This is a genomic window from Halorubrum gandharaense, assembly GCF_054654575.1.
In genome coordinates, this window is sequence record NZ_BAAIET010000002.1 from 966576 (window position 1) to 986810 (window position 20235).

17 protein-coding genes and 1 tRNA gene are annotated in these 20235 nt (G+C 66.3%); 10 read left to right on the plus strand and 8 right to left on the minus strand.

The window, feature by feature from the left end; genetic code table 11:
- The first annotated feature begins 91 nt into the window (after positions 1-91).
- Positions 92-673, plus strand: a complete 582-nt coding sequence (locus tag ACYQ07_RS13905) for a DUF2150 family protein (RefSeq protein WP_459882620.1) — start codon at positions 92-94, stop codon at positions 671-673.
- 708 nt (positions 674-1381) lie between these two features.
- Here the strand turns inward: ACYQ07_RS13905 and ACYQ07_RS13910 are convergent.
- A complete protein-coding gene (locus tag ACYQ07_RS13910; RefSeq protein ID WP_459882623.1) occupies positions 1382-1801 on the minus strand; it encodes a DUF7979 domain-containing protein in 420 nt (139 codons plus the stop codon).
- Between the two features lie 568 nt (positions 1802-2369).
- Positions 2370-5513 carry an adenosylcobalamin-dependent ribonucleoside-diphosphate reductase gene (locus ACYQ07_RS13915; protein ID WP_459882625.1) on the minus strand — a complete coding sequence of 1048 codons (3144 nt, stop codon included), beginning with the start codon at positions 5511-5513 and terminating at the stop codon, positions 2370-2372.
- Positions 5514-5966: 453 nt separating this feature from the next.
- Here ACYQ07_RS13915 and ACYQ07_RS13920 point away from each other — a divergent pair, with 453 nt between their 5' ends.
- Positions 5967-6194 carry a DUF8029 family protein gene (locus ACYQ07_RS13920; protein WP_459882628.1) on the plus strand — a complete coding sequence of 76 codons (228 nt, stop codon included), beginning with the start codon at positions 5967-5969 and terminating at the stop codon, positions 6192-6194.
- 256 nt (positions 6195-6450) lie between these two features.
- On the opposite strand, the gene ACYQ07_RS13925 is transcribed toward ACYQ07_RS13920, so the two are convergent.
- Positions 6451-7641, minus strand: a complete 1191-nt coding sequence (locus ACYQ07_RS13925) for an amidohydrolase family protein (protein ID WP_459882630.1) — start codon at positions 7639-7641, stop codon at positions 6451-6453.
- Positions 7642-7709: 68 nt separating this feature from the next.
- The gene (locus ACYQ07_RS13930) at positions 7710-8966 is read right to left on the minus strand and encodes a carboxylate--amine ligase (protein WP_459882632.1); all 1257 of its coding nucleotides are present in this window, start codon (positions 8964-8966) and stop codon (positions 7710-7712) included.
- A 373-nt stretch (positions 8967-9339) separates the two neighbouring features.
- Between ACYQ07_RS13930 and ACYQ07_RS13935 the strand changes: the two genes are divergently transcribed.
- The 3 genes from ACYQ07_RS13935 (at position 9340) to ACYQ07_RS13945 (ending at position 11416) form a co-directional block, all read left to right on the plus strand.
- Complete coding sequence (locus tag ACYQ07_RS13935) at positions 9340-9834, plus strand: DUF5813 family protein (RefSeq protein WP_459882634.1); 495 nt, start codon at positions 9340-9342, stop codon at positions 9832-9834.
- Between the two features lie 257 nt (positions 9835-10091).
- Positions 10092-10415: a DUF7991 family protein gene (locus ACYQ07_RS13940; RefSeq protein WP_459882636.1), complete on the plus strand. Its 324-nt coding sequence runs from the start codon at positions 10092-10094 to the stop codon at positions 10413-10415.
- 62 nt (positions 10416-10477) lie between these two features.
- Positions 10478-11416 (plus strand): alpha/beta fold hydrolase, encoded by a 939-nt coding sequence (locus tag ACYQ07_RS13945; RefSeq protein ID WP_459882638.1) that lies wholly within the window; start codon positions 10478-10480, stop codon positions 11414-11416.
- A gap of 16 nt (positions 11417-11432) precedes the next feature.
- Here the strand turns inward: ACYQ07_RS13945 and ACYQ07_RS13950 are convergent, their stop codons facing one another.
- Positions 11433-12137, minus strand: a complete 705-nt coding sequence (locus ACYQ07_RS13950) for a VTT domain-containing protein (RefSeq protein ID WP_459882640.1) — start codon at positions 12135-12137, stop codon at positions 11433-11435.
- Positions 12138-12270: 133 nt separating this feature from the next.
- Between ACYQ07_RS13950 and ACYQ07_RS13955 the strand changes: the two genes are divergently transcribed.
- Positions 12271-12645, plus strand: a complete 375-nt coding sequence (locus tag ACYQ07_RS13955; RefSeq protein WP_459882642.1) for a DUF5830 family protein — start codon at positions 12271-12273, stop codon at positions 12643-12645.
- 41 nt (positions 12646-12686) lie between these two features.
- Here ACYQ07_RS13955 and ACYQ07_RS13960 read toward each other — a convergent pair whose 3' ends face one another.
- Positions 12687-13814, minus strand: coding sequence for a DUF7115 domain-containing protein (locus ACYQ07_RS13960; protein ID WP_459882643.1), 1128 nt, complete (start codon positions 13812-13814; stop codon positions 12687-12689).
- 153 nt (positions 13815-13967) lie between these two features.
- On the opposite strand from ACYQ07_RS13960, the gene ACYQ07_RS13965 reads away from it, so the two are divergent.
- Positions 13968-14122 (plus strand) — tRNA-Met (locus ACYQ07_RS13965).
- Positions 14123-14259: 137 nt separating this feature from the next.
- Here ACYQ07_RS13965 and ACYQ07_RS13970 read toward each other — a convergent pair.
- Positions 14260-15660, minus strand: a complete 1401-nt coding sequence (locus ACYQ07_RS13970) for an NAD(P)/FAD-dependent oxidoreductase (RefSeq protein ID WP_459882645.1) — start codon at positions 15658-15660, stop codon at positions 14260-14262.
- Between the two features lie 232 nt (positions 15661-15892).
- On the opposite strand from ACYQ07_RS13970, the gene ACYQ07_RS13975 reads away from it, so the two are divergent.
- A complete protein-coding gene (locus tag ACYQ07_RS13975; protein WP_459882648.1) occupies positions 15893-17245 on the plus strand; it encodes a sodium-dependent transporter in 1353 nt (450 codons plus the stop codon).
- Between the two features lie 132 nt (positions 17246-17377).
- Positions 17378-17911 (plus strand): hypothetical protein, encoded by a 534-nt coding sequence (locus tag ACYQ07_RS13980; protein WP_459882651.1) that lies wholly within the window; start codon positions 17378-17380, stop codon positions 17909-17911.
- A gap of 88 nt (positions 17912-17999) precedes the next feature.
- Here the strand turns inward: ACYQ07_RS13980 and ACYQ07_RS13985 are convergent, their stop codons facing one another.
- Positions 18000-18701, minus strand: a complete 702-nt coding sequence (locus ACYQ07_RS13985) for a hypothetical protein (RefSeq protein ID WP_459882654.1) — start codon at positions 18699-18701, stop codon at positions 18000-18002.
- 226 nt (positions 18702-18927) lie between these two features.
- Here ACYQ07_RS13985 and ACYQ07_RS13990 point away from each other — a divergent pair, with 226 nt between their 5' ends.
- On the plus strand, positions 18928-20211 hold the full coding sequence (locus ACYQ07_RS13990; protein ID WP_459882656.1) for an ornithine cyclodeaminase, nickel-pincer nucleotide-dependent: 1284 nt from the start codon (positions 18928-18930) through the stop codon (positions 20209-20211).
- The last annotated feature ends 24 nt before the right edge of the window (positions 20212-20235 follow it).

The following is a 20235-nucleotide window of genomic DNA, read 5'->3' on the forward strand; positions in this document are numbered from 1 at the left end:
CGCGCCACACGGGTGCTCGCCCGGGTGTGACGGCCTCGCGCGCGCCGGCGGATAGGAAAGGCATTTGAGTGGGCCGGGTGACGTGTGAGACATGACTGAGGATGACGCCGTAGAGACGTTCTACTCCGAGGAACGCTGGCAGAACTGGCTCTCCCGTGTCGAGGAGGAGGAGCTGGACCCCGAAAACGAGGACTCCGCACGGCTCCTGTTGAACCTGCAGGACGACGCCGCCATCGCGGTGGCGAAGATCCTCGCCGCCTACAACGACGGCCGCATCGACGAGGACCGCGCCGTCGAGGAGATCGGCGACGTGCGCGACGTGGTGCTCGCGGAGGTCGACTTCGACGACGAGGACAAGCTGATGCTGATCGACGGCGTCCAGACCTCGCTCGTCCCCGTCTTCTACGCGGCCGAGGAGTACGTCGTCGGCGGCGTCGTCGAGGGGAACGTCGAGGAGTTCGTCCGCGCCGCGGCCGACGCCGAGGCCGACGAGGACCTCGACGCCGCGCTCGGCTACGTGGTGCAGGCCGGCACGCGCGTCATCGACGGCGAGGAGCTCTCCATCGACCTCGTCGAGGAGCTGGAGTACGGTCTCGTCTCCGAGTGGGTCAACGGCCTCGACTCCCTCCAGTCCGCGCTGGAGGACCCCGAGGTCGTCGAGGAGGACGACTGAGCGGTCAGTAGCCGGCCGTTGGTGGTCGGCAGTTGGCAGTCAGCGGTCCGCTTCCTGCTTTTGGCTCTGTGAAATCCCATTCTCCGGACACGATGTGGTGTGAAACAGCCGGCAGATGGTGGCTGTTCGGTGAGCGATGTCGGGAGTACGTGTATCGCCTGAGCGAGTACGTCGTTTATAAGCGGGGCGTCGGTGAGGTTGTGGATCTTTTATAAGTAGTTGCGTGAGTGAGCACGGCGACGAATAGCTCCAAAGCCCCAGCCGGCTCCGGTCGAGGGTTCCGGAAGACGGTCCGGCTCGCGCTTTTTAAGCGCTCGCCGGCTGCGACTTCCGTCGTCCCGGACCACGGGCGAGACGGTCCGAGGGACCGTCTCGCTGTTTCCCGCCTGCGGCGGGAACGGCTGCCCCGTTGAGTCCCACCCCACCCCGCACAGCCCCGCAGCCTCAGCCCTCCCCAGCCTCGGCGGAGAGCGCGCCGGCGGACCGCACCGCAACGCCAGCGCGCTCCCGCCTCCCTCGCGCGCGTTTCTCGCGCGCGCCGACCGCAGTCTGGATTTAAGGGGGAGCAGCGGAACTATTTATGCTCGTTTATAAGAGATCATCGATAACGCTGGTTGCAACACCCATTCCCGATATCACTCACCGAGGATTCTGTATAGACCGGATCCGGATCAGAAATTATCACTTGCTAGGTCTTTAACAAAGCCATCAGGCCCTATAGTAGTCCATGCGGTAATACTCACCGTCATATCTCACCACTCTAGGTGCGTCACTCGGTCCCCCGGGGTCAAATTCACCATCCAGCGTGGTTGAGCCACTATTATGGGCTTCTCGAAAAGCATCTTGCTGTTCTTGGGTCAACTCTTCAAACTCCCGGATTTCTTCATCAGAATATTGGGACAGATCTTCTTCATCACCCTGAGTGACTTTGAGTGTAACAGGAGACTCTGTTGCAGGCTCAGTAGTTTGTGTTCCTTCAGGAGAAGCGGTCATCGTCGTGGGTGTCTCATTACCGTTCTCTCCATCATCTAAATCACTACTAGTCTGATCTACACATCCGGCGATAACGACAAGACCAGCGAGGCTGAGGCTTTTTTTAACTATCGAACGCCGATTGTTCATTCCCATATTCCACTTCTATCCGTCTCTATGAAATGCCTATCGGCGGGGGTATGGCCGATGTTGCGTTTGGATCATCGATTCCCGTTACGCTCTTGTGTAGTACATTGTTGATGGAGAGCCCTCTTGTGATTCTGTTGTGAGCTGGACGGATCAAGAACTGGCGCTGCAGCGGCTCTGACGGCCAGCTACTGAGTGGCGTCTGCAACGAGAGGTTGTATCAACAATTTCCTACGGAAGAGCGTTCCCGTTAAGCACATTGTTGATCCCGGAGGGCGTGTAGAACAGCTGGTTCCGTAGATCGAGAACGAAGTCACGGTGCTGCATACATCCGTTATCTTGCCCGGACATCTTCCCAGCGGGTGGACTGTTCGGAGTGTCCCGCGTTAGATCGCTTGCCTGCACAGACCGCTGCCGAGTGAGCAGTTGTCACTTGGAAAGAATTATCATCGGAGCTGCGTTTCACGGTCGTCGAACGTGCCCGTTGCTCGGGGTACTCGTGCCGCGCCGGCGATACGCTCAGCGCAGAAACTGCGGCGCCGGTCAAAAACGGGCGGTGAAACGGCCTATCCGCAGCTCAACACTCCGACCAGCCGCAGGACTCGCACGTCTTGCAGCCCTCGGAGTAGTAGAGGCTCATGCCGCCACACTCGGGACACTCGGGCGACTCGCCGGCCGCGATGAGGTCCTGCATGGCGTCGTCGTCGGCTGCGGTCTCGGCGGCCGCGCCGCCGGCGGAACCGGCAGCGTGACCGCCGGCCGAGACGCTCGTGGATGCGCCCGCGGCGTCATCCTCGGCGTCCTCACCCTCGACATCGGCGAGACTCTGCTGTTGGGGAATCCCCTTGTCGATCTCGTCGTCGAGGTAGCGGCGGAGCGCCGTGCCGATGGCGTCCGGGATCGACTGGATCTGCTCGCCTTTGTCCCAGGCGACCTTCGGGCTCCGGGTGCCCTGGAGCTCGTCGACGACCTCCTCGGGGTCGACGCCAGAGCGGAGTGCCGTCGAGATCACCTTCGCGAGCGCCTCCGTGAAGGAGTTGGTGTAGCCGCCGGAGTGGCCGATGTTCGCGAACAGCTCGAACGGTCGGCCGTTCTCGTCCTCGTTGATGGTGACGTACAGCTTGCCGTAGCCCGTCTCCACGCGCTGGGTGACACCGTTCAGCGAGTCGGGGCGTGGGCGCGTCTCGCTGTAGTCGATGCGGGGCTGGTCGGTCGCTTCCAGCAGGTCGGAGATCTCGGCGTCGATCGCGGCCTGCACGTCCTCGTTGTCGAGGAACGCCTCGACGCCGCCGAACACCTCGTCGATCTGCTGGACGATCGTCTCGGCCGCCTCGGTCTCGTCGGCGAACTCCGTGTTCTTCGCGCGGGTGGTGAGCACCTGCTTCGAGCGGGTGCCGTCGCGGTAGACGGTGACCCCCTTGCCGCCGTTGTCGTAGATGTACTCGTACACCTCCCGCATGTCCTCCTTGCTCGCGGAGTTCGGGAAGTTGCAGGTCTTCGAGATGGCGGAGTCGACGCCCTCCTGACACGCACACTGCACGGCCGCGTGCTGTTTGCCGGAGAGGTCGCCGGTGACGACGAACAGCTCGCCGATGGCGTCCGGGACGGTGGTGAGTCCCTCGACGCCGTCGAACTCGTTTTCGGCCATCTGCTCTTGGGCCTCCTTCTTGACGGCCTGCACGTCGACGTCGTTCGCCTCCAGCGTCCGGAGGAAGTAGTCGTCGAACTCGACGAGCATCTCGTCGCCCTGCACGTCGTCGGAGACGTTCTTGTAGAACGCGACGTTGTAGATCGGCTCACAGCCGCCCGTTGTGTTGCCGATCATCGAGGTCGTCCCCGTCGGCGCGATGGTCGTCGTGTTGTGGTTGCGGATCGGGAAGCCGTCCGCCCACTCCTCGGGGTCGCGACCCGTGTGGTGCTCGAACCAGTCGGGGTACTCCGTCGGGTTCGCGTACTTGGAGTCCTCCCAGTCGTTGAAGGTACCGCGCTCCGTCGCGAGCTCGTGGGAGGTGTCCTTCGACCCGTGGTTGATGTGGGTCATCAGCTGACGGGCGACCTCGTTGCCCTCCTCGGAGCCGTAGCGGACGCCGAGCTGGATGTACAGCTGGGCGAGGCCCATGATACCGAGCCCGATCTTCCGCATGTCGCGGACCTTCTGCTCGATCTCGTCGACCGGGAAGTCCGACATGGTGACGACGTTCTCGAGGAAGCGCGTACCGTACTCGATGCGCTCGTTGAACTCCTCGAAGTCGATCGCCTCCTCGAGGAAGGCGTCGACGGCCGCCTCGTGGGAGTCGTACTCGTCGGCGTGCTCCTTGCTCCAGACCCGCCAGTCGGGCGCGTCCTGGGCCGCGAGCGTCGAGAGGTTGATGTGGCCGAGGTTGCAGGCCTCGTACTCCTCAAGCGGCTGCTCGCCGCAGGGGTTCGTCGCGAGGATGCGGTGGTCGGGGTGCTCCTCGACGTCGAAGGAGTGCTTCTTGTTGACGCGCTCGAGGTAGATGACGCCGGGCTCGCCGTTCTCGTGGGCGCCGTCGACCATCTGGTCCCAGAGTTCCTCCGCGGGGACCGAGAGGACCTCGCCGACCTCGACGTGGTCGCCGAGACCGAACATGTCGTAGAGCTCCTTCGTCTCGGGGGTGGCGACGTGGGGCTCCTCCGTGCGCGGGTTGGTGAAGGTGAACTCCTCGTCGTTGTACAGCGCCTCCATGAAGTCGTCCGTGACGCCGACGCTGATGTTGAAGTTCGAGAGGTGACCCTCGACTGCGTTCCGGAGGTGCTCGGGGACGCGTCCCTCGTCGTCGATGAGCTCGCGGGCCTCCTCTAACGCGTCCTTGAAGGAGTTGTGCGTGAAGTCGTCGGGGTCGTTCAGGCGCAGCGAGTGAGCCAGCGAGACGTCCTTGTTCTTGGCGTGGATGAACTGGATGACGTCCGGGTGCGAGACGCGCATCACGCCCATCTGGGCGCCGCGCCGGGCGCCGCCCTGCGCGATCGTCTCACACATCTGGTCGTAGGTCCGCATGAACGTGATCGGCCCGGAGGCGATCCCGCCCGTCGAGCCGACGGCGTCGCCGTACGGCCGGAGCTTCCAGAAGGCGTACCCCATGCCGCCACCGGATTGGAAGACCTCGGCGGCCTCCTTTGCGGTCTGGTGGATGTCCGTGATGTCGTCGCCCGGAGAGTCGACGAAACAGGCGGAGAGCTGCTGGAGCTCGTCGCCGGCGTTCATCAGGGTCGGCGAGTTCGGCATGAAGGAGAGCGACTCCATCCCGTCCCGGAACGTCTCGGTGGTCTCCTCGACGTGCTCGCGGACCTCTCCGGGGAGCTCGTCGACGACCGTTTCGTACGCGAACTTGTTGACGTTGTACACCGACAGCGTCGTCTCGACGTCCGTGTCGTCGGCGGTGACGCCCTTGCCGAAGACCTCCTCGGCGAGCTCGTCGCGGCGCGGATGGTCCGGCTTCAGCTGGTCGGGGGTGACGGTGACTTCGACGCCGCGCTTTTCGGCCTCGAAGACGGCCTCGGCAAGCGCGACGTTGCGCGCGACGCGAACGAAGAGCTCCTCAGGCTGCTCGGTGGGCTCGCCGTCGGCGTTCTTCCGGAGGTATCTCGCGGGGAGGATGTTGTTGTACGCGTTGCCCGTGAGACGGTCCTCCAGGGTCTCGCCGGTGGTTCGTTTGATCGGCAGTTCGAGTTCGTCGGCGGAGAAGTCGGCGTCGCTCATTCGGCGAAAACCTCTCTCGTTTGGTGTGTCGTGTGGCTCATCTATCGTGGTGTTATACTGGTGAACTTGACCCCCTTCAGCGTTTCCTTCCCGGGGCCATTTGGGTGCGTATCTGTTCGATCGGTTATGTAACTGTCGGACGGACGGACTGCTCCGAATTCGTGGTCACCTGATCGAAAGGGTTCCAGCACACATAAGCGTGGGTGGACCGGAGCGAAAGTGAATAATTCATCAAGCAATCGCCCGACTGCAGCGCTCTCCCACTGGAACGAAAGGGGGGTTTGATCCGGCGACCACCACCGTGGCTCGGATTCACACTGGCTTTTATATCTTCGCTCGACTGCACTGAACATCTACTATAACCGTGGGAATTATCAGAACTCATACCTTGCTCACGTCGTGCGATTCGCGAGCGCCCACAGACTTAACCGGGCCTACCGCCACCATGCGACCATGACTACGCTCGCGTCGCTCGTTGCCGCGTCGCTCGCCACAGGCACTCCCGCGTTACAAGCGGGGCTCGGCGGCGACCCCGTCGGACAACTGCTGATCGCGCTGGTTGCCATCGCCCTCCTCGTCGTGGTCGGCAAGTTCGTGCTCGCGCTAGCCTGGCGGCTGATCACGATCGGGATCGTCGTCGTCGCCGTGCTCTACCTGCTGTCGGTTGTCGGGATCTTTTAAATAGCCGCGCTGCTCGCGGTTGCACCGCTCGCTTACCGGGCCTCCCTTCGGTCGGCCGCACCCGCCAGCGGGCGCGGCGTTCCGTCGCTGGCGTTCGCACTAACCGCTTAGCGGAGTCCGGAGGCGCTCGGCGCCGCCGACCCGCTTATAAAGTGACCACACCCGCTTATCGGAGTCTCGCCGCGCGCTTATCGGGGTCTCCCTGCTCGCGGCTACGTCGCTCGCCCTTCGAGGGCTCCCTACGGTCGCCCTCGCACTACCACTCGTACTCCTCACGCGGGTCCACGGCGTCGCGCTCCCGGTCGAAGACGTGCTTCCCATCCACGAACACGTGCTGGGTCCGCGTCCCGTTCTCGTGGAACGTCCCGTCCCACACGGCCACGTCAGCGTCCGTCCCCGGCTCCAACGTCCCGACCCGGTCGTCGATCCCGAGGATCTCCGCCGGATAGCGTGTGACAGCCTCCAGCGCCTCGTCCGCTGGGAACCCCTCGCGCACGGCGAGCCCCACACACACGTCGAGGTGTTGCTGCGGGAGCACGGGAGCGTCCGTCTGGATCGCGACTTTCACGCCGGCTTCCCGAAGAATGCCTGGCGTCTCGAAGGTGATGTTTCGCAGCTCGTACTTTGAGGCCGACGAGATGGAGGGGCCGACGATGGCCGGCACGTCGCGCTCAGCGAACTCCTCGGCAATCACGTGGCCCTCCGTCGCGTGCTCGATCGAGAGGTTCTCGACACCGAACTCCTTCGCAATCCGGAACACCGTCATGATGTCGTCCGCACGGTGGGCGTGGACTCGGAGGGGGAGCCCCTCAGTGAGCACGCGGGCGAGGTTCTCCATGCCGAGGTCGCGCTCGAACGGCTCGTTCTCGTTGCGGGCGTGCTCGCGTCGGTCGACGTAGTCCTCCGCTTCCATCAGCGACTGGCGGAGCGTGGCGGCGACGCCCGGCCGGGTCGACGGCTGGCGCCCCTCACGCTCGCCGTGGAACCGCTTGGGGTTCTCGCCCATCGCGGCTTTCATCCCGTCCTCGCGGATGAACATCTCGTCGGCCGTCAGCCCGTACGTCTTCATCGAGCAGATGATCCCACCGATCACGTTGCCGGATCCCATCCGAGCCGACACCGAGGTGACCCCGTTGCGGAACGCGTGTTTCAGCTCCTCGTCGCGCGGGTGGAACCCGTCGAGGGCGGAGACGTGCGGAGTGACCGCGTCCGTCCCCTCGTTGAAGTCGCCGTCCTCCGGCTCACCCCACTCGGCCATGCCGGCGTGGCTGTGAGCGTCCACCAGCCCCGGGGTAATGTGGTCGCCATCCACGTCTATCACGGTCGCTTTTGCAGGAATCTCCACGTCACCGATACCGACGATCTCGCTGCCGTCGATCAGCACGGCGCCGTCCACCGTCCCCTCGTCGGTCGCGGTGTGGATGACGCCGTTCGTGAGCGCGTACATACCCGGGGCTCACGCCGCCCGGGGCAAAGCGTTGTGGGTCGCGGAACGGGGCGAACACGAGCGTCCGCCTAGCAGGAGCAGTAGTAGTCGAGGTCCCGGAACTCCGTTTCGAACAGCTTGGCGGCCGGTGCGGGATCGGATGGACGGTAGACTCCCGTCGTCAAGTTCCCCTCCGTCTCGAAGGCGCCGGAGACGAGACGCTGCCAGTCGTCGCCCGACAGGAGGTCCCAGAACGCGTCGTCCGTCGCCAGCAGCGAGAGGTAGTCGCGGAGGTACACCCACCGCGTCGGATCGACGCCGTCCGATGCGTAACTCGCATCGGTCACGGCGGCGTACGCCGCCATCGGGAGGTTTGCGCCGGCGGCGACCGGCATGCCGATCCACTTCCAGGGCCGGGTGTTCACGTCGAGCAGGAGGTACTCCTCGCGCTCGGCGTCGTAGACGAACTCCGCCTCGCTGATGCCGTAGTAGCCGGCGTCGTCCAGCACGGCGAGCGCGCGCGCCTCGATCTCCGGCTCGTCGGCCGTCTCGACCAGACAGGAGGTGCCGAACTGCTGCGGGTAGCGCACGGCGGCGTTCCCGACGACGGCGAGCGCGTCCTCTACGCCCGACGGTGGCACATACGACGCCAGCGAGTGGTCCTCGCCCGTCGCGATGTCGACGCGCTTCTGGGCCATCACCTCGATCCCCTCGGCGTCGGCGGCGTCGACCACGTCGTCGAACTCCTCGCGGTCGGCGACCTCGATGACGTTCGTGCCGAACGCCTCCTCGAACTCGCGTTTGAGCGCCGGCTTCACCACGAGCGGGAAGCCGAGCTCCGCCGCCGCCGTCTCCCGGCTCACCTCGGAGAGGCGGTACGTCTCGGGGTAGGGGACGCCGAGCTCCGCACACGACGCGTACAGCTTCGACTTGTTCAACACCTCGTCGAGCACGTCGAGCTCGGCGAAGGGGAGCCGGACGCCTTCGGGGTCGCCCTCCGCGTAGCTCAGCGCCCACTCGTCCATGCAGCCGAACGCGACTGCCTCGGTGCCGGCGGCCTCGACGATCCGCTCGACGTCCTCGCGGAACCCGTCGAGGTCGTCGAGCGGGTAGGTCACGGCGCCGGCGAAGTCGATGGCGTCCGACGGCGGCGCCAGCCCGGTGTGGGGGGCGCCGTCCTCGCCGGCACGATCGAGCGCGATGACGGGCACGTCGTGAGCGTCGAGCGCGCGGGCGACGCCAAGTCCGGTGATGTGTGCGTTGCTAACGAGTGCAGGTGGGCGGTCGAACGACGCCGCCGACAGCGCGTCGACGAGCGCCTCCGTTGACAGGAACTCCTCGGCCATACTCGGGATTTTCCGCCCGCACGTAAAGGGTCACCACTACCGGCTTCGCGTGCCACTATCCGAGACGATGGGGAGTTTGGAACCGGCGTGACCGGCCTCACCGCGCCGGCACGTCACCGGCGGCGAACCGGAGTTCGCGTTTGGCCCGGGTCAACCCCCATACGTCGAAGGTCCCGTCGCTCCTTCGGCCGCGGACAGGTTCCCGGAGTTGCGCGACTCCCCATCGTCGGCGCCCATCTCGTGGGACGGTTCCCTCATGACCCGGTTGAACACGAGCGATCCGACGGAACGGGGCGGGACCCGTCGGCTTCAGCAGGGTGCGACGCTCCACCGACGCAACGCCCTTATGAGGTCGAGACGCCTTCGTTCAGACATGAGCGAGCTTCCGAATCGTGTCCGGCGCGCGTTCGCCGACCACGGCTCCTTCGAGCCGGCGGACGACGGCGTCTGGACGCACGAGTCGACGGCGTTCGACGGCGAGGTCGCCGCCGAACCGGCGGACGATGGGCGGACCCGATTTCGGGTGACTGCGCGAGTGCCGCTGCTCTCGGCGGTCGTCGAGGGCGATGTGGACGAGGTGGTCGAGGACGGCTGGTACGAGACGTTCGCGCTCCGAGTCGCGGACGTTGGCGGGGTCACCCGCGGCGACCACGAGTTCGACCCCACCGTCGAGCGCGCCGGCGAGGATATCGTCGTCCGGCTGTCGCTGTCCGACATCAACGAGCGGCGTGGCGTCGACGACGCCGCCGCACTCGTGAACTTCGTTGAGGGCACGTACGTCCAGGGGACCATCCCCGGCTACGAGTACACGTCGCCGGTGACTGACGTGCTGTCGTCGGCCCGTCAGCAGGGGGGAAGCTCCTTTTAGGCGTTCGCGAACACGCTGCTTTCGGGCGGTATGGCGAGCAGGCGGCGTCGTCGAACTCCGGACGGCGCGCCGCGCGACCGCCTCGACCGTGCCGGAGCGTCGTTCGGGTGGACGGGGTGAGATGGTGCGGGTTCGCTTATAAGGTGTCGGACGGTGATGCTCGGAGCGCCGGCGTTCGACGCGCGCCGTGTCCCGGCGACGGATGGCCCGTCGCTCCGCTCCGATAGGTCGAAAAGCGCCCATCCCCTATTCGGGGTATGCTCTCACTCATCGGGTTCGCGCTCGTGGTCGGCCTGCTTGCCGTCCACACGCTGCTCGCCGGTGTGTTGACTCGGTTCTTCCGGCTGCGCCTCAACACCTCCTGGGGGTGGATCCTCTACACTGCCCTGTTGACGCCGGCGGCACTGCTCGGGTCGACGCTGTTTTTCACCGGGGCGCTCGGCGTGGGTGCCGGCGTCGACCTCGGTAGTCCGACGGCGGTGATCGGGATTCTCGTGTTCCTCCCGACGGTGCTCGGGGCCGCCATCGACTACCTCTACGTTCCGCCGCCGGAGGAGTACGAACTGCCGGACACTCGATGACGGAACGCGCCCCTCCCTCCGCGCCGGCGTAGCTATTTGTCGTCGCCCGCCCATCGTTCCGTATGAGCGATGGCCCGGCAACGGCGCCCGGCGGCGCGATCCCCGACGACGAAATTCCGGCGGAAGTCCCTGGAACCTCACGGGTGGTCGAGACGAACGGCGTGCGGCTCCACGTCGTCGAGGCGGGGCCGGAAGACGGCAAGCTGCTGATTCTGCTCCACGGCTTCCCCGAGTTCTGGTACGGCTGGCACGAGGTCGTGGCACCGCTGGCGAACGCCGGCTTCCGCGTGGTGGTCCCCGACCAGCGGGGGTACAATCTCTCGGAGAAGCCCGCGGGTGTCCAGGAGTACCGCATCGACGAACTCGCGCGTGACGTGGTCGGGATCATCGACGCCTACAACCGGGAGACGGCGGCGGTCGCCGGACACGACTGGGGCGCGGCCGTCGGGTGGTGGCTCGCGCTGCATCACCCCGATCGCCTCTCCGAGTTCGTCGCCGTCAACGTCCCGCACCCGTCCGTCTTCGAGGAGGCGCTCAGGAACTCCTGGGACCAACGCCGGCGGAGCTGGTACGTCCTCGCGTTTCAGATCCCGCGGCTTCCCGAGTTGGTTGCGCGGGCAGGTAACTGGCGGATGCTGGTTCGGGGGCTCCGCGAGTCGAGCCTTCCCGACACGTTCGACGAGGAGGACATCCGGCGATATCGGCGCGCCTGGGACCGCGACGGGGCGTTCGGCTCGATGGTGAACTGGTATCGCGCCGTCGTCCGCGAGCGTCCGACGCCCGTAACCCAGCGGGTCACGGTCCCCACGCTGGTGATCTGGGGGGCGAACGACGAGTTCCTCCGCAAGCCGATGGCGACGCGGAGCGTCGAGTGCTGCGAAAACGGCCGGCTGATCACGCTCGATGGGGCGACCCACTGGGTGGTTCACGAGGAGCCGGTGCGGGTCGCCGACGCTATCGCCGAGCACGCCGACCCGTTCCCGCCCGGCGCGCGCGAGTGAGTCTCCCCGTCTCTTTTTAAGCGGCGTTCCATCCCGCGCGGTCTCGATAGGCGCGGTACGCAGGCCCCGCGAGCAGCAGGATCCCGACGCCGGCCATCCCCGCCAACAGCGTCGGGTCGAGCCCGGAGAGGTCGCCGGCGACGATCCGGTCGGCCGAGACGCCCACGGCGACGCCGGCGACGACCCACGGAAGCTCCCCCAGGGCCGTCCCGGCGAGAAACGGGCGAAGCCGAACGTTTGCCACGCCTGCCCCGAGCGAGATCGCATCTGAGGGAAGCGGGAGCAGCCGGGTTGCCGCCACCGTCCGCGTGCCGCCGGCGACGCCGACGAGTCGCTCGGCGCTTGCGGAGGCGCGTGCGCCTCGTCCCGTGCCGGCGGGCGCCTCTTCGTCGTCGGCATCCCGTTCTCCATCGGCGTCGAGGACCGACGCCCGTCCGGCCCGCGCGAGGTAGTACGGCGGGAGCGCGGTGAGCGTCAACAGGAGGACGCCGAAGGGGACGCCGGGCCACCCGTAGCCGAAGCCGACGGCGACGGCGACCAACGTCGTCGGCCACGCCAGAAACGGCCGGACGACGGCGACGGCCAGCAGCACGACGGCGAACCGCACGGGGTCGGCGGCCAGCCAGGTCAGCGTCGCCAGCGCGGCGTCCGGCGAGACGAGCAGCGCCGCCAGCGCGACGGCCGCACACAGCCCGACGAGCGCCACGTATCGCCGATTCACGCCCTGCACTGCGCGCCCGGCGGATAAACGCCTTGTGGAGAGGCGTATGGTGTGACAGCTTGCTTGGGGCCGATGCCCGTCCGCCGACGCCCGGTCCCGTCGGCTTAAGAGGGGCGCCGTCGTTGTGTCGCGCGTGACGGAGACGCGTTCCCGCGAGGAGAAACTGGAGCTGGGCGTCGAGCTGCTCGCACACCTCGAACACGAGGAGCTGCCGCTGTCGGCCGCCGTCGACCGGATCGAGACGATCACGTCCAGCCCGTCGCTCACCCGGGAGATCCTCGACGCCGCGGAGAAACGCGGGGTCATCGAACGGGAGAACGCCCGACTCCGCGTCACCCGGAGCCGCACCTACGTCAACTTCGACGAGCAGGTCGTGACCCGCGAGGGGGAGTTCGAGTGTCAGCGCTGTGGGGCGGGGATCACCACCGGCCACTTCGTCCGGCTCGACGCCGGCGAGCTCGGGCCGTTCGGCTCCTCGTGCATCCGAAAGGTGACCGGTCGGGAGTAGGAGAAAAACGCGACCGCTCCGTGACGCGGAGACGCTGCTACTCAGCGCCCGCGCCGAAGCTCCTCGATCAGCGTCTCGATCAGCTCGGACTGTCGTTCGAGCTGTTCGCCTTGGGCTTCGACCGTCTCGCGGAGCGCGGCGACCTCCGCGGCGAGGTCCTCGTCGTCGGCCACGCCGGCGCTCTCGAAGGGTGAGCCCTCAAACGCGTCCTCGCCGGTGTCGGGGCCCGACGCCCCGTTCACGTCGTCGGGCGCGACGGCATCCGAGCCGCTAGCGACCTCCGCCGGCTCGGCCGCCGGGTCTCCCGTGAGAGGGTCCGCAGGCTCCGTCTCGCCGGTTGCGGCCTCCGCAACGGTCATCCCGTCGGACGAGTTGCCGGACGCAGTCGCTCCCTCGGCGCCGGGTTCTGCGGAGTCGGCGGCGTTCTCGGCGTCCGCCACGGGTGACGCCGAGAGCGGGTCCGGCCCGTCGCCGAAGTCGGTCGTGCTCGACGACTCCTCACCGTCCGCCTCCGCCTCGGACTCCTCCCGTTCCTGGACGGTAAGCCGGAACTCCTCCAGACTCCCGACCTCGTAGAACTCGCAGACTGCGTCGGCAAGCGTCTCCCGCACCGCGCGGGCCGCGTCGTTCGGCGCCTTAAACCGCTCCGAGCGCCCGCCGTGCGCGAGCACGACGCTCGTGGCGACGGTCCCCTCCTCGAAGTCCAGATCGGTGAGCTCCGAGTAGGGGAACTCCTCGAAATCCTCGTCCCAGACGGCCGACCCGACGTGTTTCACGACGCGGTGGCTGGTGATGATCAGCGTCAGCTCCGAGAATCGGAACGTGCGGAGCACCGACTCGCCGGGGTCGGTCACGTTCGATGCCGAGAGCACGCCGGCGAGAATCGGGTGGAGCACGTCGTCCAGTCGCTTTCCGGGCACCGCGATCGTCTCCTCGCCGTCGAGGCCGTAGTGAAGCGTGATCTTCGCCTTACGGCGCCCCTCGGAGACGTCGAGCTGCTCGACGCCGTGGGGATACTCCTCGACCGATTCGTCGGAAAGCAGCCCCTCAGCACGGTAGACGAGCGTTCGCGTCTGGGTGACGGCGAGGACGTCGTCGCCGCCCAGGGGGACGCTCGCGACGACCTCCTCGTCGCCGACCGCCCCCGCAAGTAGTTCGGGAAGGCTCATACGCCGAAAATTCGACCCACCCGCCATAAATCCGCGGGTGTCGGCCGGCGGCCTCCGGCGGTCGCCGGCGGACGCCCACCGAGTGTGCACCCCCGTCGCAAACCCGCCACGGATGAGAAGCTTAAAGAGTGTCATCGCGGTACGTGATGGTGAGGCCGGGTGGCTTAGCTGGACATAGCGCCGCACTCATAGGGTATCGAGATTCGGTGCGGCACGCTGCCTTGGAAGCGTCCGCGTCCTTCCGTGGCTCCGCCGAGCCTCGGACCTGGGACATGCGGAGATCGCGGGTTCGGAGCCCGCCCCGGCCACTTTGTTTCCGACGACCAACGGCCGAGCGACGCGCTCGTTCCTTTCACACCGAGGGTTGGCGCTGACCCGTACTCGGACCACTCTCAGTGACGACGTGGCTCAGTGACGACGTGGCACCGCCCGCCGTGACGGCGTCTTAGTCGTCGCCCGCGCCGCCGTACTCGTACTCGTCAGCCTCGATGCCGACGTAGTTCCGCTTCGTCGTTCGCTTGTTCCACTTGTAGCCGAGCAGCAGCTTCGCGGACTCCCAGCCGGAGCGGTACGGGTGGTTGAGCAGCCCGTCGTCGTCCTTGCGAGTGAGCATGGCGTCGGCGGCGCCGATGATCCGGTTCCAGTCGTCCGGGTCGTAGTCGCCGACCATGTCGGCCATCGTCACGTTTCGGACGACCTCGTCGCCGATCGCCTCCTTCCAGCGCCGGTTGTAGGCGCCGAGGTCGCCGGCGGCCGCGAGCTCGCCCGCAATGGCGCCGGTGCGCACGGCGACGTGGTCGCCGCCCTCGTGGAAGGCGGAGGTGGTGCCCATCGCCCCGCCGACGACGGCGATTCCGGCCTCGGTTGGTGAGTCAATCGGGCGTGTCGAGGAGATGCTGTACGTCTCCGTGCCGCCGCGCTTGCCGGCGTCCTCGACCAGCGGGAAGTCCTCCTCGATATCGTACTCGTCGCCGTACTGCCACTCCAGCAGGCGGCGGATGTACGCCGAGCCCGTGGGGATCGAGTCGTCGTCGGCCTCCAGCAGCTCGTAGGCGTCCCGGTCGAACTCCTCGATGTCGAGCCCGATCGGCATCGTGAGCCCGATCCGGCAGACGCGGTCCTGATTCGGGAAGATCCACGGGTAGGCGGTCTCGCCCGGAATCACCCCCCACCAGAAGACGATGGCGTCGTTCACCTCCTCGAACACCTCCTCGGGGACCCGTCGGTACTCCTGATAGGCGATGTGGTTGGCGTCCCGCGAGGCGAGACGTTCGGAGGCTTTCGCGCCGTCCGGGAGGTAGCGGTCGAGGACGCGGTTGGTCACCGTTCGCTGGGGACCGTCCGCCAGCACGAGGAAGTCGGCGCCGACCTCGTCGCCCGAAGCGAGCTCGACGACGTGTTGTGGGTCCTCGCCGGCGGCATCGAGGTCGGTCCGCACGTCGCGGACGGAGGCGTTCACCCGATACTCGGCGCCGGCGTCCTCCGCACGTTCGCGCATCCAGTCGTCGAATCGGGCGCGGTGGAAGGTGTACCCGAAATTGTCGTACGAGGAGTCGATGCCGGTGTGGTACAGCGTTGTCGCCTCGTCCGGTCCGCGGAATTCCGCGCGGTTCAGCTCGCGCTGAACGACGCCCTCGTCGAACTCGTCGGGGTGAATCCCCATGATGTCGACCCAGTAGTCGAGTATCCCTGCGGCATCCGTCGAGTCCGGTCCGAGAAACTCCCGGTCCGCGCGCGGTACGCCTTTCTCGAGGACGAGCGCGTCGGCGCCGGCGCTCGCGGCCGCGTGCGCCGCTGCGGTGCCGCCCGGGCCCCCGCCGACGATCGCAACGTCTACGCGTTCCATGTTCGGAGAGGTTGCCGTCTCGCTATTAAATTCACGGTCCGGGATTCGTGATTCAGTTGCTCTCCCGCCGACGGATCGCCACCGGTCACCGACACACGGTGCAGAACACGTCAGATTCGGATACCGAGATACCCGGCGCGTGTCACTCCGTTCGTCCGAAAAACTCAGATGAGACACACATCCGAATGCAAGAGACACTTTTAAGTTATCCGTCAGTCGTCACCAAATGACTATGGTACGAGAGACTTGGGCAACGCGCGTCGGATTCATCCTCGCCGCGGTCGGTAGTGCGGTGGGGCTGGGGAACATCTGGCGGTTCCCGTTTATTACCGGGCAGGAAGGTGGGTCGGCCTTCCTGCTTGTGTACCTCCTGTTCATTGCGCTGATCGGCTTCCCGGCGCTGCTGGTTGAGTTCGTCATCGGACGCCGGACGAAGCTCAATCCCGTCGGGGCCATACGGGAGCTTGGAAGTGGGGCGTGGAAGTACATTGGCTGGCTGTTCGTCGCGACCGGATTCATCATCCTGTCGTACTACAGCGTCGTCGCCGGCTGGTTCGTCCGCTACATGCTCATCGGGATCACCGACGGCTACGCGCTCGCGGACCCCGCAGAAGCCGAAGCGCTATTCGGTGCCGTCTCGACCGGCCTCGACTCGCTGCTGTTCCACGCGCTGTTCATGGCGGTCGTCATCGGCATCATCGCCGCCGGCGTGCGCAGCGGCATCGAGATCGCCGTGAAGGTGATGGTCCCCGTGATCATCATTCTGCTCGTCGGACTCGCGGCGTACGGGTTTACCCTCGATGCCGCCACGCAGGCGTACACGTACTACCTCTCGCCGGACTTCGGCGTGATCGCCGACAACTGGACGAGTATCCTGCCGGCCGCCGCCGGACAGGCGTTCTTCACGCTCTCACTCGGGATGGGCGTGATGATCACCTACGCCTCCTATCTCGGGGAGGACCGGAACCTGGCTGAGGACGCCAGCGTTATCGTCGGACTCGACACCCTCATCGCCGTGCTCGTCGGGTTCGTCGTCTTCCCGTTCCTGTTCGCCGCCGGCCTTGAGCCCGGCGCGGGCGGCGCCGGCGAGATCTTCGTGAGCCTCACGGCTGCGTTCGCGGCGATCCCCGGCGGTCGAGCGATCGGCATCATCTTCTTCGGAATGGTGGGAATCGCCGCACTCTCGTCCGCGATCAGCATCCTCGAAGTCGTCGTCTCGTACCTGATCGACGAGACTGGCGTGGACCGCGTGCCGGCTTCCGCGGGTATCGGCGTCGCCATCTTCCTGCTCGGCGTGCCGGTGACGATGGACCTCGTCTTCCTCGACCTGCTCGACCTGTTCGCGGACAGCATCCTGCTCGTGCTGGGCGCCCTGCTGCTGGCCATCTTCGTCGGCTGGGTGGTTCCCGACCTGGCTCGCGAGGAGCTTGAGAAGGGCATCGGTGACCTTGGCGGGCTCGGTACCGCGTGGATCTGGGTTATCCGGGTCCCCATCGTCATCGTCGTTGCCGTCTCGCTGTACCTCGGCATCGTCGACTACTACGGGTTCCTCACCGAGGACTTCGCCGCCTGGCTCGAGTCCTAGCCCGACGGCGTCTGCTCGGCTTCCCGTTCGACTTTTTAGCACAGTTGTCTCGACCGACCCGGAAGTGCCATCTACGCAACGTAGCGGTCGTCCCCTACAAAGTCTCTTAGGCGTCGGTTGCAAACGTCGGCCATGCGCCGTCCCCTGCTGGTCGCGCTTCTCGTCTGCGTCGGGCTCGCGCTGATGGCGAACCCGCTGTACCTCCCGTTGGATGTCGACGAGGGCGACCGCGAGTACGCCCACACCGTACAGCCGACGGAGAACGCCGCGGAGCCGGTTGATCGCGAGGCGTATCCCGACGATGCCGTGCTCGACCGCTCGGAACTCGACGAGGAGGCCCGTGACGCCTTCGACCGCGCGCTCGACGCAGCGAACGCCGGGCAAGCCGGATTCGCCGTCTCCGATCCGGACGAGCGCGTCGCCTCGCTGGCGTATCCGGAGCAGCCGGAACCGGGTAACGGCATTATGCTCGTCAGCCACGAGGGCGGCGAACACCAGTTCGTCACGCGGACTGTCATCACCGACCCGTCGGCCGTCGCGGTCCAGCGTATCGTCGTTCAGCCCGTCGCGTTCCTCGTCGGCTTTCTCGCGCTCGTCGGCGCCGTCGCCGTCGGATTCCGTGCGGAGCTCGCCGGCGTCCTCGACCCGGGCGAGACCGGTGATTGAAAGCGAAGAACAACAGCAGGAGTGAGCGCGGACGACTAAACGGGACGACTGAGAAGGGCACTGGACGACGACTGATCCGGGGACTCGGCTACGACAACTCGTCCCGGTCCGTCTCGTCGACCTTCTTCTCGACGGTTTCCTCGACTTTCTCCTCAACCGTCTCGTCCACCTTCTCGTCCACAGTTTCGTCGACTTTCTCCTCAACCGTCTCGTCGACTTTCTCCTCGACCGTCTCGTCCACCTTCTCCTCGACCGTCTCGTCTACCTTCTCCTCAACCGTCTCGTCCACCTTCTCGTCCACGGTTTCGTCGACTTTCTCATCGACCGTTTTGTCGACCGTTTCCTCCACGGTCTTCTCGACGGTCTCCTCGACTTCCTCAGTCACCTGTCCGACCGTCTCCTCGACGGTGCGCTCGACGTCTTCGGACACCTTCTCGACGGTCTGTTCGACCTCCTCCGAGACCTGCCCGACCTGCTCGCCGACCTTCTGTTCGACCTCCTCCGTGCTGGGACGGCGGTCGACGCGCTCGTTGACCTCTTCGAGCCGGGTGATCACCTCGTCGACCTCCGTTTTGAGGGTTTCTTCGACGTTTTCGGTCACCTCCTGGGTCATCCAGTCGGGGTCGAATCGCGCCATCTTCCAGACGACGTGGATGATGTAGGAGGCGAGCACGCCGAGCCCGAACGCGATCCCGACGAGCGTCTGGCCGTACCCGATGAGCACGACGGCGGCGAAGATCAACAGCCCGTACGCCAAGTCGATCGCGAAGTCGACGCGGCTCGGATTCACTGTGCGGTGCCCCCTCTCGATAGGTGCTCGTCGCTCACGGTCATACCGTCTCAAACACCCGGCGACAGTAATACCTCCCGCATCGACCGTCTGCCTCGTGGACGAGTCCGGGTGGTCGTCGTGCTCGTCAAATCCCGGCTTGGCGCGCATCGTGCTCGGCGGGCGCCAGCCCGGCAACGTCCGACGGAGGGGAAACGGGTTTCCCCCCGGGCGAAAACGGTGACGTATGAGCAGTTCGCGAACCGTCGAGATCGAGGGTCACATCATCGACAGCGGGACGATGCAGCGGTGTTTCACCGCCGTGATGGACCTCGGCGGCTCCTTCGAGGTGGAGCAGTTCGACGTGGGCAAACACGAGGACGCGGTGTCGTACTGCCGGATGACGGTGTCCGCTGACGACGAAGGGACTCTTCAGCGGATCCTCCACGAACTCCACCAGAACGGGGCAATGCTGGAGGATCCCGAGGATGTCACGCTCGTGGCCGCACCCGAGGACAAGGTCGTCCCGCCGGGGTTCTACTCCACCACCAACCATCCGACCGAGGTGCTGTACGACGGCGAGTGGCTGGAAGTCGAGCGGATCGAGATGGACTGTGCGCTGATCGTCGAGCCCGAGGGCGGCGAGGACGGCGGCCCGCGGGCGTACACCAAGGTGCTCAACGCGGTCGAGGAGGGCGACCTCGTCGCCACCGACGAGTCCGGAATCCGCGTCAAACCGCCCGAGCGCCCTCGCGGGGGCGGCGGCGCATTCGGCTTCATGCAGGGCGGCGTCTCCTCGGAGCGCCCCTCGGAGTCGACGATCCGCGAGGTCGCCGCCGAGCTCCGCGAGGTGACGGAGAACGGCGGGAACGTGATGGTGGTCGCCGGTCCCGCCGTCATCCACTCCGGCGCGGGCGACGCGCTCGCCGACCTCGTCGAGGCGGGCTACGTCGACGCCCTCTCGGCGGGCAACGGCTTCGCCACTCACGACCTCGAACGGTCGCTGTACGGCACCTCCCTCGGCATGGACGTGGAGACGCTCGAACACCCGCGGAAGGGGCACAAACACCACATCTGGAGCATCTCGGAGATCATCCGTGCGGGCGGCATCGAGGCCGCCGTCGAGCAGGGGAAGGTGACGGAGGGCGTCATGTACCAGTGTGTGGAAAACGACGTGCCGTACGTGCTCGCCGGTTCCATCCGCGACGACGGCCCCCTGCCGGACACGATCACGGACGCCGTCGAGGCGCAGAACGCGATCCGCGAGCAGGCCCATGAGGCCGACATCGTGTTGATGCTCGCGACGCTGCTTCACTCAGTCGCGGTCGGGAACTGTCTCCCGTCGACGACGAAAACCGTCTGTGTCGACATCAACCCCGCAACCGTCACCCAGCTGCTCGACCGTGGCTCCGCGCAGGCGGTCGGGATGGTGACGGACATCGGGACGTTCGTCCCCACGCTCGCCGAGTTCGTGCTGGAGGACGCGGAAGGCGAGTACGAGGAGGCGGCGCCCGGCGCCGACGAGGAGTAGGGGAACCGGACGGTCGGCTAGTCG

What these genes read in the sequence shown, in the direction of transcription:
- ACYQ07_RS13930 (WP_459882632.1), bottom strand. Translation starts at nt 8,966, where the DNA reads ATGGCCGAGGAGTTCCTGTCAACGGAGGCGCTCGTCGACGCGCTGTCG.
- ACYQ07_RS13960 (WP_459882643.1), bottom strand. Translation starts at nt 13,814, where the DNA reads ATGAGCCTTCCCGAACTACTTGCGGGGGCGGTCGGCGACGAGGAGGTC.
- ACYQ07_RS13920 (WP_459882628.1), top strand. Translation starts at nt 5,967, where the DNA reads ATGACTACGCTCGCGTCGCTCGTTGCCGCGTCGCTCGCCACAGGCACT.
- ACYQ07_RS13910 (WP_459882623.1), bottom strand. Translation starts at nt 1,801, where the DNA reads ATGGGAATGAACAATCGGCGTTCGATAGTTAAAAAAAGCCTCAGCCTC.
- ACYQ07_RS13915 (WP_459882625.1), bottom strand. Translation starts at nt 5,513, where the DNA reads ATGAGCGACGCCGACTTCTCCGCCGACGAACTCGAACTGCCGATCAAA.
- ACYQ07_RS13990 (WP_459882656.1), top strand. Translation starts at nt 18,928, where the DNA reads ATGAGCAGTTCGCGAACCGTCGAGATCGAGGGTCACATCATCGACAGC.
- ACYQ07_RS13945 (WP_459882638.1), top strand. Translation starts at nt 10,478, where the DNA reads ATGAGCGATGGCCCGGCAACGGCGCCCGGCGGCGCGATCCCCGACGAC.
- ACYQ07_RS13975 (WP_459882648.1), top strand. Translation starts at nt 15,893, where the DNA reads ATGGTACGAGAGACTTGGGCAACGCGCGTCGGATTCATCCTCGCCGCG.
- ACYQ07_RS13940 (WP_459882636.1), top strand. Translation starts at nt 10,092, where the DNA reads ATGCTCTCACTCATCGGGTTCGCGCTCGTGGTCGGCCTGCTTGCCGTC.
- ACYQ07_RS13905 (WP_459882620.1), top strand. Translation starts at nt 92, where the DNA reads ATGACTGAGGATGACGCCGTAGAGACGTTCTACTCCGAGGAACGCTGG.
- ACYQ07_RS13925 (WP_459882630.1), bottom strand. Translation starts at nt 7,641, where the DNA reads ATGTACGCGCTCACGAACGGCGTCATCCACACCGCGACCGACGAGGGG.
- ACYQ07_RS13970 (WP_459882645.1), bottom strand. Translation starts at nt 15,660, where the DNA reads ATGGAACGCGTAGACGTTGCGATCGTCGGCGGGGGCCCGGGCGGCACC.
- ACYQ07_RS13935 (WP_459882634.1), top strand. Translation starts at nt 9,340, where the DNA reads ATGAGCGAGCTTCCGAATCGTGTCCGGCGCGCGTTCGCCGACCACGGC.
- ACYQ07_RS13980 (WP_459882651.1), top strand. Translation starts at nt 17,378, where the DNA reads ATGCGCCGTCCCCTGCTGGTCGCGCTTCTCGTCTGCGTCGGGCTCGCG.